Source organism: Methylomagnum ishizawai (assembly GCF_019670005.1).
GTDB classification, from domain to species: domain Bacteria; phylum Pseudomonadota; class Gammaproteobacteria; order Methylococcales; family Methylococcaceae; genus Methylomagnum; species Methylomagnum ishizawai.
Window position 1 is genome coordinate 1,912,690 of record NZ_AP019783.1, and the last position, 17,711, is coordinate 1,930,400.

Sequence of the window (17,711 nt, forward strand, 5' to 3'; positions counted from 1 at the left end):
TGTGGGAGTAAGACGCCGGTTTTTACATGATTGGGGTTGTTATGCGTGGCCAGGGTACAGGAGGATTTCCAGCGTTTTAAAAATACCCGCCTTGGCAGTCCGACGGGCGGGGCTTTGGGATCACACCCGCACCCGGCATCCACATTCCAGCGTTATATCCACCGGCGAAACCCCCTGTTCCGTCCCATCCCGCCGCACATGCAAAACCGCCAGGGTATAGGGATTGAATACCACCACATCCTTCACGCCCTGGGCCAGATAGAAACCCGGCCCTATTTCCAAATCCTTGTATTCGTAGCCCTTGCTGATGACCTCGATCACCGCTTCGGGAACCAGGGTAATGGCTTCGTCTTCCTCGTCCGGTTCCCGGCGGAAAATGGCGATATCGGGCCGCTTGAGCGAACTATCCGGGAAACTCACATAGACATCCGAGGCGTGGATACAGCCGCAAGCCTCCGGCCCGACCGGCGCGATACTGGCGCGGATGCGGTCGATGGCCTTTTGGTGCTTGTAGACCGGCTGGGCTTCCCATAACGGGATGCCGTTGACGATTTCCAGACGGACGCCGAGTTCGTTGGCGGTGAGTAGGTGTGGATTCATGGCGCGTTACCGGGGGTTATGGATGGAAGGTTTCGATTTTACGCATTCACGCCGCTCAAGCCTCCACATACCGCGCCACCTCCTGCCCCATCCAGCGCCGGATCAAGGGCTCCACCCACTCGGGATGCCGCTTCAACAGCGTGTCCGCCACGGCCTGGACCTCGTCCAATACGCTCCCGTCCCGCCCCAAATCCGCCACTTTGAATTGCACCTGCCCGGTCTGGCGGGTGCCCAGCAATTCGCCGGGGCCGCGCAATTCCAAATCCTTTTCGGCGATGACGAAACCGTCGTCCGAATCCCTGAGTATCCCCAGCCGTTCCTTGGCGCTGGGCGAGAGCGGCGGTTGATAGAGCAGCACACAATGCGCCTCGCCCGGCCCGCGCCCGACCCGGCCCCGCAGCTGGTGTAATTGCGCCAAGCCCAGCCGCTCCGGGTTTTCGATAATCATCAGGCTGGCGTTGGGCACGTCCACGCCGACCTCGATCACCGTGGTGGCGACCAGCAGGTCGGTTTCCCCGGCCTTGAAGGTTTGCATGGCGGCTTCCTTGTCGGCGGATTTCTGGCGGCCATGCACCAAGCCGACCCGGAGATCGGGCAGGGCGGCGACCAGGAGTTCCGCCGTCTTCTCCGCCGCCTCGCATTGCAGGGCTTCGGATTCCTCGATCAAGGTACAGACCCAATACACCTGCCGCCCCTTCGCCACCCAATCGCCGATGCGGCCCACGATCTCGGCCCGGCGCGTGGTCGGCACGGCGGCGGTCTTGACCGGGGTGCGGCCCGGCGGGCGCTCGTCGATGATGGAAAGATCGAGGTCGGCATAGCCCAGCATCGCCAGGGTGCGGGGGATGGGCGTGGCGGTCATGATGAGTTGGTGCGGATAGGCACCGTCGCGGGAGCCCTTCTCGCGCAGGGCCAAACGTTGATGCACGCCGAAACGGTGTTGTTCGTCGATGACCACCAGCCCCAACCGCTGGAATGCCACCTGTTCCTGGAACAGGGCGTGGGTGCCGATCACCACGCCCGCCGTGCCCAGGGCCACGGCTTCCAGGGCGGAACGCCGGGCCTCGCCCTTGAGCCTACCGGAGAGATAGGCCAGCCGCACCTCCAGGGGCTCCAGCCATTGCCGGAAACTGCGCTGGTGCTGTTCGGCCAGGAGTTCGGTCGGGGCCATCACCGCCACCTGATGGCCCGAAGCCAGCGCCGCCAAGGCCGCGCAGGCCGCCACCACGGTCTTGCCGGAACCCACGTCGCCTTGCACCAAGCGCATCATCGGGCGTGGCTGGGCCAGGTCGGCCTCGATCTCGCCGATGACCCGGCGTTGCGCCCCGGTCAGGCGGAAGGGCAGGCTGTCCAGGAAGCGGGCCGAAGTGGCGGGATCGGCACGGAGCGCGGGCGCGGCGTGGGCCTGGGTCTGGGCGCGGAAGCGGCTCAGGCTGAGATGGTGGGCCAAGAGTTCGTCGAAGGCCAGCCGGGCGCGGGCCGCTGTGAGTTGGGGCGATGATGGATCGCAGCCGGTCGGTGGCTGGTGGATCAGCCTGAGCGCCTCGGCCAGCTTGGGGCGGCGGCGGGCGGTGGCGGCGGGCAGCCAATCCGGCAAGTGTTCCGGGTCGGCATGGAACAGGGCTTGCTCGATGAGTTTGCGCAGGGTTTTTTGGTGCAGGCCGTCGGTGGAGGGATAGACCGGGGTCAGGCTGGCGTCGGGCTGGCCGATTTCCTCGTCTTCCAGGAATTCGTAATCGGGGTGGGTCATTTCCGCGCCGTAATAACCGGCCCGGACTTCGCCATAGCAGCGCAGCGCCCGCCCGCGGCCGAACAAGGCGTGCTGTCCCGGCGAGAAATGGAAGAAGCGGAGGTTCAAGAAGCCGGTGCCGTCGGCGATGCGGACCACCAAGGAGCGCTTGCCCTTGGCGGCGACTTCGGCCAATTCGATCCGGCCCTCGACTTGGTAGCTCTGGCCCGGCTGCAAGGCGCCCAGGGGTTCGATGCGGGTGCGGTCCTCGTAGCGGAATGGCAGGTGCAGCAGCAAATCCAGCACGCTGGCGAGGCCCAGCCGCTCCAGCCGTTTGAGGGTCTGCGGACCCGCGCCCTTGAGCGCGGTGATGGGGATGTGGTCGGGGGAGGTGTGCTGGTTCATGCCGAAAACCGGGCCGTGCCGCGTGAAACCGTATTAAACTGCCGCATATTATCCATATCACGGGGATCAAGCATGAGAATCGGTACGGCGCTCACGCCCGGCGCGACGCGGGTGATGTTCCTGGGCAGCGGCGAATTGGGCAAGGAAGTGGTCATCGCCTTGCAGCGCTACGGGGTCGAGGTGATCGCGGTGGACCGCTATCCCAACGCGCCCGGCCAGCAGGTCGCCCATCGCGCCCAGGTGATCGACATGACCGACCCCCTGGCCCTGCGCCAACTGGTCGAGCAGGAACGGCCCCACATCATCGTGCCCGAAATCGAGGCCATCGCCACCCAGGCGCTGGCCGAAATCGAGGCTGGAGGCTTGGCCCGCATCGTCCCCACCGCCCGCGCCGTGGCCCTGACCATGAACCGCGAAGGCATCCGCACCCTGGCGGCGGAAACCCTGGGCCTGCCCACCTCGCCCTATGTGTTCGCCGACAGCCTGGAAGGCTTGCGGGCGGGCGCGGCTAAGGTCGGCTATCCCTGCTTCGTCAAGCCGATCATGTCCTCGTCCGGCAAGGGCCAGTCGATGCTGCGCTCGGAGGCCGATATCGAGGCGGCTTGGCGGTATTCGCAGGAAGGCGGGCGGGTGAAGAACGCCCGCATCATCGTCGAGGGCCGGATCGACTTCGATTACGAAATCACCCTGCTGACGGTGCGGGCCTTGAACGGCCAGGGCGGAGTGGAAACCCGGTTCTGCGAACCCATCGGCCACCGTCAAGAACAAGGCGATTATGTCGAGAGCTGGCAACCCCAGCCCATGAGTCCCGCCGCCCACGCCGAAGCCCGCCGCATCGCCCAGGCGGTGACGGACAACCTGGGCGGGCTGGGCCTGTTCGGGGTGGAGTTGTTCGTGCGCGGCGACCAAGTGTGGTTCAGCGAGGTCAGCCCCAGGCCGCACGATACCGGCATGGTCACGATGGTGACCCAGGCCCAGAGCGAATTCGAGCTACACGCCCGCGCCATCCTGGGGCTGCCGGTCTCGACCGCCCTGCGCGATACCGGCGCCAGCGCGGTGATCTATGGCGGCGTGGAAGGGGAGGGCGTCGCTTTCGAGGGTTTGGACCACGCCCTGGCGGTGCCGACCGCCGCAGTCCGCTTGTTCGGCAAGCCGGTTTCGTTCCCGCGCCGCCGCATGGGGGTGGCTTTGGCGGCGGGGGCCACGGTCGAGGAAGCGCGGGAACGGGCGCGGGAAGCGGCGGGGCGGGTCCGGCCCATGCTGCCCTGAGATTCTGGGACGGGATTGGCAGCGCCGCCACCCGCCCCTGGTTTAAGCTGGCCCTAAGCGGGGGCCGCTAAGCTACCGGCGCTTGGCCGGAGGGCGGGGCAAAATCCGTGGTCTTTGCAAACCCAACGATCCGTGTAAGACTTTTTTAGCTGTGTTTGATTCGGCGACCAACAAGGGGGGACCGATGCCGAGATTGTTCCGTAGCCTGCCGCTGGTTTTATTGCCTTGCTTCCTGTCCCATGGGGTCCAGGCCGATGTCTATAAATACGTCAATCCGGCCAACGGCCATGTCGAATACACCGACAAGCCGGACCATAAAGGCTTCCGTATGATTATCGAAACCCCCGAACCCTTCACCCGGCCCACCAAGGTGACTTTCGGCGGCAAGAGTACGCTGGGGGCCAAGGGCCTGTTCGGCGGCGGCTTGTTCGGGGCCGCGCCCGCCAATAATGCCAAGAGCGCCGCCCACCGCGCCGCCCTCGAACGCAACCGCAGCCAATACGCCGGACTCATCGCCGAAGCCGCCAGCCGCCACGGTCTCGACCCCGCCTTGCTGCACGCCGTCATCCGCGCCGAATCCTCCTACAATCCCGGCGCGGTCTCGAACAAGGGGGCCATCGGCATGATGCAGCTCATGCCCGCCACCGCCGCCCGCTACGGGGTGCAAGACCCCTACGACCCCGTGGACAACATCTATGGCGGGGCGCGGTACCTCAGCGATTTGCTGGGGATGTTCGACGATGTCCCGCTGGCGGTCGCGGCCTATAACGCCGGGGAAAACAATGTCATCAAATACGGCAACCGCATCCCCCCGTTCCAGGAAACCCAGAACTACGTCAGCCGCGTATTGGGCTATTACAACCGCTTCGACTGATCGGCCCCCGCCCCGGCTTCATGGTACCGCCACGCCGAAAGCCTCCAGCAGCCGGACCAAGCGGATCAGCGGCAACCCCACCAGGGCGTTGGGGTCTTCCCCCTCGAACCGCTCGAACAGGGCGATACCCAAGCCCTCCGATTTGAATCCCCCGGCGCAATCGTAGGGCCGGTCGCGGTCCACGTAGCGTTCGATCTGGCCGGGCGAAAGTTCCCGGAACACCACGGCGCAGCGGTCGATATCGGCCTTGGTTTCCAGCGTCGCCGCGTCCACCACGCACAGCGCCGTGTGGAATTCCATGGTTTTTCCCGATGCCTTGCGCAATTGCGCGAGGGTGTGGCTGCGGGTCATGGGTTTCCCGAGTTTTTCGCCGTCCAGCACCGCCACCTGGTCCGCGCCGATGACCCAGCCGTCCAGCGATACGCGGGCCACGGCCAGCGCCTTCTCGGCGGCGAGGCGTGCGGCCAGCGCCGCCGGGGCTTCGCCGGGCAGTGGCGTTTCATCGACGCCGGGCGCGATACAGTCGAAGGGCAGGCCGAGTTTCGCCAGCAATTCCCGCCGGTAGGGCGAGGTCGAGGCCAGGATGAGTCGGGTCATGGCGGGTGTCCGGTGCATTTGTTGAAAGTCCCGTTTTTACCGGCTGCGCACAGTCACGGGAAGATCGGTTCCCAAGGAAGATGTTTTTGACAGGGATCAAGTTTTCCCGATAACATTGTCCGATTATGCTCGACCACTTGCCCGATAAGCTCGACCCCTATGAATTCGTCGAAAAAAAGCGGCGAATCAAAGGGAAGCTCGCGCTCGCCGCTTTGGACCGGCTGCACGACCTCCTCCTGAATTGCGAAGGCGCGGTGAACATCGACCTCGAATTCCGGCGCGAGGCAAGGATCGCGGCGGTCGTGGGGCGGATCGAGGCCGAACTGGTGCTGCGGTGCCAGTGTTGCCTGGAAGCCCTGCCCTGGCCGGTGGCGGGCGAAGTGCGCTTGGGGTTGGTCCGCTCCATCGACGAGGCCAACCTCCTGCCGGAAGCGTTCGAGCCCTTGCTGGTGGAATCCGAAGAGCCGATGGCCTTGGCGGATATTGTCCAGGATGAATTATTGCTGGCGATACCGCCGATCCCCCAGCACGAATACTGCGGCCCGCCGAAAAAACCCGGCAAGGCCGCTGCGGAAACCCGCGAAAACCCCTTTGCCGCCTTGGCGCAGCTTAAAAAAACCAACCTTTAGGAGTCCGAAATGGCCGTCCAACAAAACCGTAAAACCCGTTCCAAGCGCGGTATGCGCCGTTCCCACGACGCGCTGACCGCCGCCGCCCTGTCGCTCGAACCCACCACCGGCGAAGTCCATCTGCGCCACCACATCAGCCCCGATGGTTTCTACCGGGGCCGTCGGGTGTTCGCCACCAAGCCGGAAGACACCGGCGCGGAATAAGCGCCGGGTTTTCCGCCCGTGCTGCCCCCAGGCGGCAGGGGCCGCCGAGCCTTGAGTATCCCGCGCGACGCCAGTCCCGTGCCGCGCCGTTTGATTGAAGAAACTCCCAAGCTATGACGCAAAAGCTGACAATCGCGCTGGATGCCATGGGCGGCGACCACGGCCCCACAGTCACCGTGCCGGCCGCTTTGGACAGCGTCGAGGCCGATCCCCGCTTGCATTTGATCCTGGTCGGCGATGAAACCATCCTCCGCCAGCATCTGGGCGAAGCCGCCACCCGCTACGGCGACCGCATCGCGGTCCACCACGCCTCGGAAGTGGTGGAGATGCACGAACCCCCTTCCAAGGCTTTGCGCAACAAGAAGGATTCTTCCATGCGCGTCGCCATCAACCTGGTCAAGGAAGGCGTGGCCTCGGCCTGCGTCAGCGCGGGCAATACCGGGGCCTTGATGGCCATCGGCAAATTCGTGCTGAAGACCATCCCCGGCATCGACCGTCCCGCCATCATCGCCATCCTGCCCAATAAGCAGGGCGGACATGTCCATATGCTGGACCTCGGGGCCAATATCGATTGCACGGCGGAGCATCTTTATCAATTCGCCGTCATGGGCTACGAGTTGGTCCGCGCCGTCGAGGACAAGGATCAGCCCAGGGTGGGCCTGCTCAATGTCGGCGAAGAGGAAATCAAGGGCAACGAACAGGTCAAGCAGGCGGCCCGCCTGCTGGCCGATTCCCATCTCAATTTCATCGGCTTCGTGGAAGGCAACGATATTTTCAGCGGCGATGTGGATGTCGTGGTGACCGACGGCTTCGTCGGCAACGTGGCGCTCAAAACCCTGGAAGGCATGGCCAAGATGTTGAGCCAATCGCTCAAGGACGAATTCGGGCGCAACCTCTTCACCAAACTGGCCGGCTTGATCGCCCTGCCGGTGCTGAAAGCCTTCAAGAACCGTTTCGATCCCCGCAACTATAACGGCGCCAGCCTGATCGGCCTGCGTGGCATCGTCATCAAAAGCCATGGCAACGCCGACCGCCATTCCTTCGGCAACGCCATCCAGATCGGCGTCAAGGAAGTCGAGAAGGCGGTGGTTTCGCGCATCGGCGAACGGGTGGAAAGCATCTTCGCCGAGAGGAAGAGCGCGTGAGCCGTTACTCCACCTTGCTCGGAACCGGCGGCTACCTCCCCGAAACCATCCTCACCAACGATCAGATCGCCCAGACCGTCGAGACCTCGGACGCCTGGATCGTCGAGCGCACCGGCATCCGCCAGCGCCGCATCGCCGCCCCGCACGAGACCGCGTCCAGCATGGCGGAAATCGCCGCCCGCCAAGCCCTGGACGCCGCCGGGCTGGAACCCGGCGACCTCGACCTCATCATCGTCGCCACCGGCACGCCCGACCGGATATTCCCCAGCACCGCCTGTTTGTTGCAGCAGCGTTTGGGGGTGCGGGAATGCGCGTCCTTCGATGTGCAGGCGGCGTGTTCCGGTTTCATTTTCGCGCTCAGCGTCGCCGACCAATTCATCCGGGCGGGCGGTGCCCGGCGGGCCTTGGTGGTGGGCAGCGAAGTCTATTCCCGCATCGTCGATTGGTCCGACCGCGCCACTTGCGTGCTGTTCGGCGATGGCGCGGGGGCGGCGGTGATCGGCGTGTCCGATCAACCCGGCCTCCTCAGCACCCATATCCATTCCGACGGGCAATACCAGGATTTGCTCTACGCGCCCAATCCGGCCAATAACAACGGCCTGCGCGACGAGGGCCGCTTCCTCAAGATGGAAGGCAACGAGGTGTTCAAGATCGCGGTCAACACCCTGGGCCGCATCGTCGATGAAACCTTGGAAGCCAACGGCCTGGACAAATCCGATATCGACTGGCTGGTGCCGCACCAGGCCAATATCCGCATCATCACCGCCACCGCCAAGAAACTGAGGATGCCCATGGACCGGGTCGTGGTCACCATCGAGAACCAGGGCAATACCTCGGCGGCGTCGATTCCCTTGGCCTTGAACGAGGCCATCCGCGACGGACGCATCCAGCGCGGGCAGACGGTGTTGATGGAAGCCTTCGGCGCGGGTTTCGCCTGGGGCTCGGCTTTGCTGCGGTATTGAGGTAGGTGTGACGATGGAAGTGAAGATTACCGATAACAATCTGGCGTTTGTGTTTCCGGGACAGGGTTCCCAGGCGGTGGGCATGTTGGCCGGCTTGGCCGAATCCCACCCGGAAGTCGAGGCGACCTTCGGGTCCGCGTCCGAGGTGCTGGGCTACGACCTGTGGGACTTGGTCCGGCACGGTCCCGCCGAGCGCTTGAACCAGACCGTCCATACCCAACCCGCCATGTTGGCGGCGGGCGTGGCGGCGTGGCGGGTGTGGTGCGGACAGACCCAGGCCAGGCCGGGCTGGCTGGCCGGGCATAGCCTGGGCGAATACACCGCCCTGGTCTGCGCCGGGGCGATGGATTTCCAGGCGGCGGTTTTATTGGTCGCCGAACGCGCCCGCTTGATGCAGGAGGCCGTGCCCGCCGATGTCGGGGCCATGGCCGCGATCCTGGGCCTCGACGATGCCGAAGTGGTGGAGGTTTGCGCCCGCGCCAGCGGCGACGGCGAAATCGTGACGGCGGCCAATTTCAACGATCCCAAGCAAATCGTCATCGCGGGCCACAAGGCGGCGGTGATGCGGGCGGTCGATCTCGCCAAGGAAGCGGGGGCCAAGCGGGCGGTGGTGCTGCCGGTCAGCGTGCCTTCCCATTGCCCCTTGATGCAAGCCGCCGCCGAGCGTTTCGCGGCGACCCTGGAAGCCACCGCTATCGTGCCGCCGACCCTCGCCGTGGTCCACAATGTCGATGTCGCCACCCATCCAGAACCCGCCGCCATCCGCGCCGCCCTGGCCCGGCAACTCCATGGCGCGGTGCGTTGGGCCGATTCCATCCGCCATATGTCGCAACAGGGCGTGGATCGTTTCGTCGAATGCGGTCCCGGCAAGGTGCTGGCCGGTCTCAATAAGCGCATCGTCCCCGAAGCCAAGACCGAAAACCTGTTCGATCCCGCCTCCCTAGCCAAAGCCCTGGAGCTTGCCCCATGAGTCCACAGATCGCGATAGTCACCGGCGCGAGCCGGGGCATCGGACGCGCCATCGCCTTGCGCCTCGCCCAAGACGGCCATACCGTCATCGGCACCGCCACCACCGAGGCCGGGGCCGCGGCCATCACGGAAGCCTTGGCCGCCGCCGGATTGAAAGGCGCGGGCAAGGTGCTGAACGTGGCCGGGGCCGAAGCCATCGAGCCTTTCGTCAAGGCGGTGTCGGACGAATTCGGCGCGCCCACGATCCTGGTCAACAACGCCGGCATCACCCGCGACAACCTCATGCTGCGCATGAAGGACGAGGAATGGGACGATGTGATCCGCACCAACCTGACCTCGATCTTCCGCCTGAGCAAGGCTTGCCTCAAGGGCATGATGAAGGCCAGGACCGGGCGCATCGTCAACGTCACCTCGGTGGTCGGTGCCACCGGCAATGCCGGGCAGGCCAATTACGCGGCGGCCAAGGCGGGCATCGTCGGTTTCAGCAAATCGCTGGCCAAGGAAGTCGGTTCGCGCAATATCACCGTGAACTCGGTCGCCCCCGGCTTCATCGACACCGACATGACCCGCGCCCTGCCGGAAGAACACCGCAAGGCGCTGCTCCACAACATCCCGCTGGCCCGTCTCGGCGAGGCCCATGAAATCGCCAGCGCCGTGGCCTTCCTCTGTTCCGACGGGGCTGGCTACATCACCGGCGAAACCCTGCACGTCAACGGCGGAATGCATATGGCATAATGCGGCCCCGCGTGGCCGCTGGTGCCAGCGGGGAAGGGAGGCCGCGCAGCCAGCGCGGTTTCCGACAGCCCAGGCGGATTAAATTTTCCCGCCGCGGAGAAAAATCTTGTAATCATTGGGTTTCAAATTAAAATTTGCCAACTCGATTAAAACCAGAGAAACACTTGAGGATATAAAAATGAGTGATGTAGCTGAGCGTGTTAAGAAAATCGTGGCCGAGCAATTGGGCGTGAAGGAAGAAGTCTCCAACGAAGCCTCCTTCGTCGATGATCTCGGTGCCGATTCGCTGGACACGGTCGAATTGGTCATGGCTTTGGAAGAAGAATTCGAGTGCGAGATCCCGGACGAAGACGCCGAGAAGATCACCACCGTGCAACAGGCCATCGATTACATCGAAGCTCACGTTTAATCGATAGGGCCGGATCACCGCCCCGCAAGTCGATACTTCGCGGGGCTTTCTTTTGTATCGACGCAATCCGCTTGGAAGGAAAGACCTTGAGTAAGAGACGCGTGGTCGTCACCGGGCTGGGCGTGGTTTCCCCCGTCGGCCTGTCGGTGGGCGAGGCTTGGGAGAATGTGCTGAATGGCCGGAGCGGCATCGGGCACATCGAACATTTCGACGTATCGGAATTCTCGTCCCGCATCGGCGGCAGCGTGAGGAATTTCGACATCGCCCGCTATATCAGCGAGAAGGAAGCCAAGAAGATGGATATCTTCATCCATTATGGCATCGCCGCGGGCTGCCAGGCTTTCGAGGATTCGGGGCTGGTGGTGACGCCGGAGAACGCCGAACGGATCGGGGTCGCCATCGGTTCCGGGATCGGCGGCATCACTGGCATCGAACACGGCCACGATTGCTTCCTCAAAGGCGGGCCGCGCAAGATTTCCCCCTTCTTCGTGCCCAGCAACATCATCAACATGATTTCGGGCAACCTGTCGGTCAAGTACGGTTTGCAAGGCCCGAATTTCGCCATCGTCACCGCCTGCGCCACCGGCACCCATAACATCGGCGAGGCCGCCCGGCTGATCGCCTATGGCGACGCCGACGCCATGGTGGCGGGCGGCGCGGAGATGGCGACCTCGCCGACCTCGCTGGGTGGTTTCGCCTCGGCCCGCGCCCTGACCCGCCGCAACGACGATCCCTTGCGGGCTAGCCGCCCCTGGGACAAGGACCGCGATGGCTTCGTGCTGAGCGACGGTGCTGGTGTCCTGGTGCTGGAGGAACTCGAACACGCCAAGCGGCGTGGCGCGAGAATCTACGCCGAAGTGGTGGGTTATGGCCTGAGCGGCGACGCTTATCACATGACCCAGCCGCCGGAAAACGGCGAAGGCGCGGCCCGCTGCATGAAAGCCGCCCTGCGCGACGCGGGCCTCAATCCCGAGGACATCGATTACATCAACGCCCATGGCACTTCGACCCCCGCCGGGGATATCGCCGAAACCCGGGCGATGAAAACGGTGTTCGGCGACCATGCCTACAAGGTCGCGGTGAGCTCCACCAAATCCATGACCGGGCATATGCTGGGCGCGGCGGGCGGTATCGAAGCCCTGTTCTCGGCCCTGGCTTTGCGCGACCAGGTGGCCCCGCCCACCATCAACCTCGATCATCCCGATCCCGAGTGCGATCTGGATTTCATCCCCCACACCGCCCGCGAGATGAAGCTGGAATATGTCATGTCCAATTCCTTCGGCTTCGGCGGCACCAACGGCACGGTGATCCTCAAGCGCTACGCTTGAGGTGCCCGGCACCGGGGATTCCGTGCCGGAATCCCCGTCGATTTCCTCCCGCCCTTATCCAGCGAAGGTGGCTCCGGTGAGCGCGATGGTCTTGGTGGATGGCGAGCCGGTGTCCTGGGTGGACGTGGCCGACCGGGGTTTCCAGTACGGCGACGGCGTTTTCACCACGCTCAAGGTGCTGCGCGGCGTTCCCTTGTTCCTGGACGCCCATCTGGCGCGTTTGGAGCGCGACGCCGCCCGGCTGTTCCTGCCGGTGCCCGACCGGGCGGTCCTGGAGGCCGAAGTCCGCCAACTCTGCGGACTCAAGCCCGAGGGCGTGCTGAAAATCCAGTGGACCGGCGGCGGTGGTGGCCGCGGCTATCGCCGCCCCGACGCGCCCACCGGCACGCGGGTGCTGGGCCTCCATCCCTTGCCGGATTATCCCGCCATGCTCCATGACCAAGGCGTCGCGGTCCGCGTGTGCCGGACCCGGCTCGGCATCAATCCCGCCCTGGCCGGTTTGAAACACATGAACCGGCTGGAGCAAATCCTGGCCCGCGCCGAATGGTCCCAAGCCGATATCCGTGAAGGCTTGATGCTGGACACCGGGGGCCATGTCGTCGAAGGCACCATGACCAACCTGTTCCTGGTCCGGCAGGGGAAACTCCATACCCCCAAGCTGGATCGGTGCGGCGTGGCCGGGGTCATGCGCGGCTGGGTGCTGGCGGGCGCGGCGGAACTGGGGCTGGCCGTCGAGGAACGGCGGCTATCCCTGGACGAGGTCCGGGCGGCGGACGAACTTTTCTTGACCAACAGCGTGATCGGGCTGTGGCCGGTCAGCCGCCTGGAAGCGCGTGCCTATCCGGTCGGCCCGATCAGCGGGGCGATATGGCGATGGTTGACGACGAAAATCCAGGCGGCGCTGGACCCCAGCGGCCCCATTTCCCGCTAGGCTACCGCCTGCTGGGCGGTCTGGTCCTGCTGTCCAGCCTGCTGGCCGGCTGGCTGTGGATGGATTACCGGCGCTTCGTCGACAGTCCCCTGGGCCTGAAGTCCCCCGTCGTGTTCGAGATCGGCCAGGGCGAGGGTTTGCAGGCCATCGCCCTGGGTTTGAAACGGCGCGGCATCCTTAGGAAACCCCTGTGGTTCGAGTGGCTGGCCTATAGCAGCGGTGCCCACCAGCGCCTGAAATATGGCGAATATGAAATCCCGGTGGACGCCACGCCCAGGACCCTCCTCGATAGGATCGTGGCGGGTAAAGTCCTGCAACATCCCATCACCGTGGTGGAGGGCTGGAAATTCTCGGAGATGCTGGCCGCGTTGGCCTTGAACCCGGTCCTGAACCATCGACTGGCCGGCCAGCCGCCCGAAGCCGTCATGGCCGCGCTCGGGTTTCCCGGCCAAGCGCCGGAGGGCCGCTTTTTCCCCGACACCTATTTCGTCACCAAGGGCACCAGCGACCTCGAAATCCTCCGCCGCGCCCATGCCAAGATGGACGATATCCTCGACCGGGAATGGCAAGGACGCCCGGCGGGATTGCCGTTCGGCTCGCCCTACGAGGCGCTGATCCTGGCTTCCATCGTCGAGAAGGAAACCGCCCGCCCCGAGGAACGCACGGCGGTGGCCGGCGTGTTCCTGCGGCGTTTGCGGAAGGGGATGCGGCTGCAAACCGACCCCACGGTGATTTATGGCATGGGCGCGGCCTATGACGGCGATATCCGCAAGAGCGACCTGCTGCGCGACACCCCATACAACACCTATACCCGTTCCGGCCTGCCGCCGACCCCCATCGCCCTGCCCGGATTGCCCGCCATCCAGGCCGCTTTGCATCCCGATGTGGGCGATAGCCTGTATTTCGTGGCGCGGGGCGATGGCTCCCATGTGTTCTCCGCGACCTTGGAGGAGCATCGGCGGGCGGTGGAGCGGTTCCAGAAGCGTTGATTCCCCCGGTTGAACAGGAAAGCATCTATGTACCCAGGCCGCATGATCGTCTGCGACGGAGGCAACGGCGCGGGTAAAACCACCGTGTTGAAAGCGATGGAAACCCATCTCGTGGCGCGGGACCGCGACCCCATCATGACCCGCGAACCGGGCGGAACCCCCATCGGCGAGAAAATCCGCCAAGTCCTCCTCAGCCCCGACACCCCGGAAATGTGCGATGTGGCGGAATTGCTGCTGTTCGCCGCCGCCAGGGCGCAGCATCTGCGCGAGAAAATCCTCCCGGCCCTGGCGGCGGGCCGGGTCGTGGTCTCGGACCGCTTCGATTCGGCCACGGTCAGCTTCCAGCATTATGCGCGGGGCCTGCCGCTGGCCTTGATCGAGCAAATCAACGCCATCGCCATCGATGGCTTCAAGCCCGACCTCACGATCATCCTCGATATCGATCCGGTGTTGGGGCTGGAACGCCTGGGCCGGCGCGGCGACGGCCTGGACCGGATGGAACAGGAAAACCTGGATTTCCAGCGCCGGGCGCGGCGGGGCTATCTGGAACAGGCCCGGCGCGACCCGGAGCATTTCGTCGTGATCGATGCCTCCCAAACGTTGGAACAAGTCGTAACCGAAGCCCTCGCGGCGCTGGACCGGGCCTTGGCGAGATAGTCGGCGCGGCCCGGAATCGGTCACAATCCCCCAAGGCCGCCCTGGCCCGGCACCGCCCGGCGGCCATCCCCGATTAGGCCAGGAGAGCGTCCCCATGACCCAAGCATCCACGCACACTCCCCAAACCCAAACCAGCCCATGGGCACCTTTGCGGCAACCCGTGTTCCGGGCGCTCTGGATCGCGGCCCTGGCTTCCAATATCGGCACCTGGATGCAGGATGTCGGGGCCGGCTGGTTGATGACCAGCCTGTCCACCTCGCCCTGGATGGTGGCCTTGGTGCAGGCGGCGACTTCCCTGCCCATCATGCTGCTGGCGCTGCCCTCCGGTGCCCTGGCCGATATCGTGGACCGGCGGCGGCTCTTGTTGCTGGCCCAGGGCTGGATGCTGCTGGCCGCCGCCGTCCTGGGCGGCTTGACCCTGGCCGGGTTGACCACGGTGGAATCCTTGCTGGGGTTCACCTTGGCCTTGGGGCTGGGTTCCGCCTTCACCTTTCCGGCCTGGGCCGCCATCGTCCCGGAACTAGTGCCGCGCCAGGATTTGCACGCCGCCGTCGCCCTCAATGGCTTGGCGATGAACGCTTCCAGGGCGGTCGGTCCCGCCGTGGCCGGCTATTTGGTGGCGCTCACTTCGCCGGGCGTGGTGTTCTTGCTCAACGCCTTGTCCTTCCTCGGCATCATCGCCGTGCTGTCCCGCTGGAAGCACCCGCCCAATCCCAGCGGATTGCCCGCCGAGCGCTTGGCCGGGGCCATCCAGAGCGGCCTGCGCTATGTGCGCCATTCCCGCACGATGCGTTCGGTCTTGATCCGGGCCGGGGCTTTCTTTTTCTTCGGCAGCGCGTCCTGGGCCTTGTTGCCGTTGTGGGTGCGGCAGGGCTTGCACGGCGGGGCGGGTGATTATGGCTTGACCTTGACCGCCGTGGGCCTGGGCGCGGTGCTGGGGGTGTTCGCCTTGCCCCGGCTGCGCGGTTGGATGGGGATCGATGTCTTGCAGAAGTCCGCCGCGACCCTCTACGCGGCCATGTTGGCGCTGCTGGCCTGGGCGCCGGATCTGGCCTGGTTGTGGGCCACCGCCTTGGTTTCGGGGGTGGCTTGGTTGATCGCGATCACCTGCCTGCAAGGCGTGGCCCAGACCGCCTTGCCCGCCTGGGTGCGGGCGCGGGGCTTGGCCTTGGTGATGATGGTGTTCATGGGCGGCATGGCGGGCGGCTCCCTGGCCTGGGGTCGGGTCGCGACCGCGCTTTCGGTGCCCGAGGCGCTGAGGTTGGCGGCGGCCGGATTGGCCTTGGGGGTGCTCGCCACCTGGCGGGTGCGCTTGCTGCCGCGGGAAGGCGTCGATTTGACGCGCTCGATGCATTGGCCCGCGCCCGCCGTGGACCAAACCCCGGAACCGGACCGGGGTCCGGTCCTGGTCACCGTGGCCTACCGGGTGGACCCTGGGCATCTGGCCGAATTCCTGGGCCTGATGGCGAGGCAGGGTGCCGCCCGGCGGCGCAGCGGGGCGTTTTATTGGCAGTTGTTCCAGGATGCCGCCGCCGGCGATGCTTATTTGGAGACCTTCCTCACCGAGTCCTGGCTGGAACATCTGCGCCAGCACGAGCGCGTCACCCAGGCCGAGCGGGTCTTGCAGGAAAAAATCCGCCGCTGCTTGCTCGAACCCGCCGGGCCGCCGGTGGTTTCCCATTACCTCGCCGTGGCCAGCGACGGCGGCGGCGTGGCCTGTGGCTAGGGCCGGGGCAACCGTCCCGCGCCCTCCCGCCACAAGGTTCATTTTTGGCCGCGAACAGGCCAGAATGCGCCTTTTACCCGTGGAGGGGCGATGCCCACCGAAATCGAACTTTACCCCTGGCTGGCCGATGCTTGGCACACCCTGGGGGCGCACCTGTCCGCTGGACGGGTGCCGCAAGCCTTGCTGATCCAGGGCGCGGCGGGGATCGGCAAAACCCATCTGGCCGGATTGTTCGCCCAGCGCCTATTGTGTTCCGCCCCCGGCGAATTCGCTTGTGGCCGGTGTCCCGCCTGCCGCTTGTTCCTGGCCGGTAGCCATCCCGATTTCCTCAAGGTCCAGCCCGCCGAGCCGGGCAAGGGCATCGGCGTCGATGCCATCCGCCATCTGATCGCCGACCTCGCCCTCAAATCCCAGTTCGAAAGCTACCGGGTGGTCGTCATCGCCCCGGCCCAGGCCATGAACGGCAGCGCCGCCAACGCCTTGCTCAAGACCTTGGAGGAACCCGCCGAGCGCACCGTCATGCTGTTGCTGAGCGAAGCACCGGCCGGCCTGCCCGCCACCATCCTCAGCCGCTGTCAACGCTTGCCGGTGGCGCCGCCGGACACGGCCACCGCCTGCCAATGGCTGGAAGCCCGCCATCCCGGCTGCGACGTGGCCACCCTGTTGGCGGCGGCGCAGGGTTCGCCCTTGCGGGCCTTGGCCCTGGTCGGTTCGGAGGTGGCGGAGCGGCGGCGCACGGTGTTCCGCCAATGGGGCGGGGTGCTGCTGGGCCAGGAAGAGCCGGTGGCGGTGGCGGAACTCTGGGAGAAACAGGCCCACGAGGAATTTGTCGAATGGATTTCGACCTGGACCATGGATTTGATCCGGCTGCTGAGCGCCCCCGCCGCCCCGCCCCGCTATAACCCCGATCTCGCCAAGGGTATGCGGACCTTGGCTGGGCGGCTAAACTTGCGGGACTTGTTCGAGTATTGGAACCTTGTCCTGCGTTCCAAGCGGGCCTTGGGCGGCCAGGCCAACCGGCAATTGCTGTTGGAGGAATTGCTGATCCATGGGTCGCGCCTGGGCCGTCCCGCGAGTCCACCACGCTTGGGTTAAGGCCGGCCTGGGATACAAGCTTCGGTTTGTACGCGGGCCTGGGGCGTTGGTGTCCTGGCGTCCCCATAGTCCGAATTGAAAAAAGCGAGCCTCCCGATGAGCGATACCGAAAGCCGTGCCCGGCAGGGCATCCTGTCCCTGACCATCCGCGACAAGAGCGTCCTGTATTCGGCCTATATGCCGTTCGTGAAGAACGGTGGCCTTTTCATCCCCACCAACCGCGCCTATAACCTGGGCGACGAGGTGTTCATGCTGCTGAACCTGATGGACGAGGCCGACCGCATCCCCATCGCCGGCAAGATCGTGTGGATCACGCCCAAGGGCGCGGAGGGCTACCGTTCCCATGGCATCGGCGTCCAGTTCAGCGACGAGGACGGCGGGGCCACCCGCAACCGCATCGAGAACCATCTGGCCGGCATCCTGGAATCCCAGCGGCCCACCCATACCATGTGAACGGG

Annotated in this window: 19 protein-coding genes; 16 read left to right on the plus strand and 3 right to left on the minus strand. The window is 65.2% G+C overall.

Features of this window, described 5'->3' with window-relative positions:
* Positions 1-120 precede the first annotated feature (120 nt).
* Both K5658_RS08795 and recG read right to left on the minus strand, forming a co-directional pair.
* Positions 121-600, minus strand: coding sequence for a Uma2 family endonuclease (locus tag K5658_RS08795; protein ID WP_221066566.1), 480 nt, complete (start codon positions 598-600; stop codon positions 121-123).
* Positions 601-655: 55 nt separating this feature from the next.
* Entirely contained in the window at positions 656-2,734 is a 2,079-nt protein-coding gene (recG, locus tag K5658_RS08800; protein WP_221066567.1) for an ATP-dependent DNA helicase RecG, read from the minus strand.
* A 72-nt stretch (positions 2,735-2,806) separates the two neighbouring features.
* Between recG and purT the strand changes: the two genes are divergently transcribed.
* Both purT and K5658_RS08810 read left to right on the plus strand, forming a co-directional pair.
* Positions 2,807-4,003, plus strand: coding sequence for a formate-dependent phosphoribosylglycinamide formyltransferase (gene purT, locus K5658_RS08805; RefSeq protein ID WP_221066568.1), 1,197 nt, complete (start codon positions 2,807-2,809; stop codon positions 4,001-4,003).
* Between the two features lie 184 nt (positions 4,004-4,187).
* The gene (locus K5658_RS08810) at positions 4,188-4,877 is read left to right on the plus strand and encodes a transglycosylase SLT domain-containing protein (protein ID WP_221066569.1); all 690 of its coding nucleotides are present in this window, start codon (positions 4,188-4,190) and stop codon (positions 4,875-4,877) included.
* 18 nt (positions 4,878-4,895) lie between these two features.
* On the opposite strand, the gene K5658_RS08815 is transcribed toward K5658_RS08810, so the two are convergent.
* Positions 4,896-5,474: a Maf family protein gene (locus K5658_RS08815; protein WP_221066570.1), complete on the minus strand. Its 579-nt coding sequence runs from the start codon at positions 5,472-5,474 to the stop codon at positions 4,896-4,898.
* 125 nt (positions 5,475-5,599) lie between these two features.
* On the opposite strand from K5658_RS08815, the gene K5658_RS08820 reads away from it, so the two are divergent.
* The 14 genes from K5658_RS08820 (at position 5,600) to K5658_RS08885 (ending at position 17,706) form a co-directional block, all read left to right on the plus strand.
* Positions 5,600-6,103, plus strand: coding sequence for a YceD family protein (locus K5658_RS08820; protein ID WP_221066571.1), 504 nt, complete (start codon positions 5,600-5,602; stop codon positions 6,101-6,103).
* A gap of 9 nt (positions 6,104-6,112) precedes the next feature.
* Complete coding sequence (rpmF, locus tag K5658_RS08825) at positions 6,113-6,307, plus strand: 50S ribosomal protein L32 (RefSeq protein WP_221066572.1); 195 nt, start codon at positions 6,113-6,115, stop codon at positions 6,305-6,307.
* Between the two features lie 113 nt (positions 6,308-6,420).
* Positions 6,421-7,452 (plus strand): phosphate acyltransferase PlsX, encoded by a 1,032-nt coding sequence (gene plsX / locus K5658_RS08830; protein ID WP_221066573.1) that lies wholly within the window; start codon positions 6,421-6,423, stop codon positions 7,450-7,452.
* Positions 7,449-8,414: a beta-ketoacyl-ACP synthase III gene (locus tag K5658_RS08835; RefSeq protein ID WP_221066574.1), complete on the plus strand. Its 966-nt coding sequence runs from the start codon at positions 7,449-7,451 to the stop codon at positions 8,412-8,414. Before plsX ends, K5658_RS08835 begins: the two co-directional genes overlap by 4 nt.
* A gap of 13 nt (positions 8,415-8,427) precedes the next feature.
* A complete protein-coding gene (gene fabD / locus K5658_RS08840; RefSeq protein ID WP_221066575.1) occupies positions 8,428-9,384 on the plus strand; it encodes an ACP S-malonyltransferase in 957 nt (318 codons plus the stop codon).
* The gene (gene fabG, locus K5658_RS08845) at positions 9,381-10,118 is read left to right on the plus strand and encodes a 3-oxoacyl-ACP reductase FabG (RefSeq protein ID WP_221066576.1); all 738 of its coding nucleotides are present in this window, start codon (positions 9,381-9,383) and stop codon (positions 10,116-10,118) included. Before fabD ends, fabG begins: the two co-directional genes overlap by 4 nt.
* Positions 10,119-10,296: 178 nt before the next feature.
* On the plus strand, positions 10,297-10,527 hold the full coding sequence (gene acpP, locus K5658_RS08850; protein ID WP_085212675.1) for an acyl carrier protein: 231 nt from the start codon (positions 10,297-10,299) through the stop codon (positions 10,525-10,527).
* A gap of 86 nt (positions 10,528-10,613) precedes the next feature.
* Positions 10,614-11,855 carry a beta-ketoacyl-ACP synthase II gene (gene fabF / locus K5658_RS08855; protein ID WP_221066577.1) on the plus strand — a complete coding sequence of 414 codons (1,242 nt, stop codon included), beginning with the start codon at positions 10,614-10,616 and terminating at the stop codon, positions 11,853-11,855.
* A gap of 85 nt (positions 11,856-11,940) precedes the next feature.
* The gene (gene pabC / locus K5658_RS08860) at positions 11,941-12,786 is read left to right on the plus strand and encodes an aminodeoxychorismate lyase (RefSeq protein ID WP_221066942.1); all 846 of its coding nucleotides are present in this window, start codon (positions 11,941-11,943) and stop codon (positions 12,784-12,786) included.
* Positions 12,729-13,775 carry an endolytic transglycosylase MltG gene (gene mltG, locus K5658_RS08865; protein ID WP_221066578.1) on the plus strand — a complete coding sequence of 349 codons (1,047 nt, stop codon included), beginning with the start codon at positions 12,729-12,731 and terminating at the stop codon, positions 13,773-13,775. Before pabC ends, mltG begins: the two co-directional genes overlap by 58 nt.
* A 27-nt stretch (positions 13,776-13,802) precedes the next feature.
* Positions 13,803-14,432: a dTMP kinase gene (tmk, locus tag K5658_RS08870; RefSeq protein WP_221066579.1), complete on the plus strand. Its 630-nt coding sequence runs from the start codon at positions 13,803-13,805 to the stop codon at positions 14,430-14,432.
* 94 nt (positions 14,433-14,526) lie between these two features.
* The gene (locus tag K5658_RS08875) at positions 14,527-16,158 is read left to right on the plus strand and encodes an MFS transporter (protein WP_221066580.1); all 1,632 of its coding nucleotides are present in this window, start codon (positions 14,527-14,529) and stop codon (positions 16,156-16,158) included.
* A 90-nt stretch (positions 16,159-16,248) separates the two neighbouring features.
* Entirely contained in the window at positions 16,249-17,253 is a 1,005-nt protein-coding gene (locus K5658_RS08880) for a DNA polymerase III subunit delta' (protein WP_221066581.1), read from the plus strand.
* A 96-nt stretch (positions 17,254-17,349) separates the two neighbouring features.
* Complete coding sequence (locus tag K5658_RS08885) at positions 17,350-17,706, plus strand: PilZ domain-containing protein (protein WP_085212689.1); 357 nt, start codon at positions 17,350-17,352, stop codon at positions 17,704-17,706.
* The last annotated feature ends 5 nt before the right edge of the window (positions 17,707-17,711 follow it).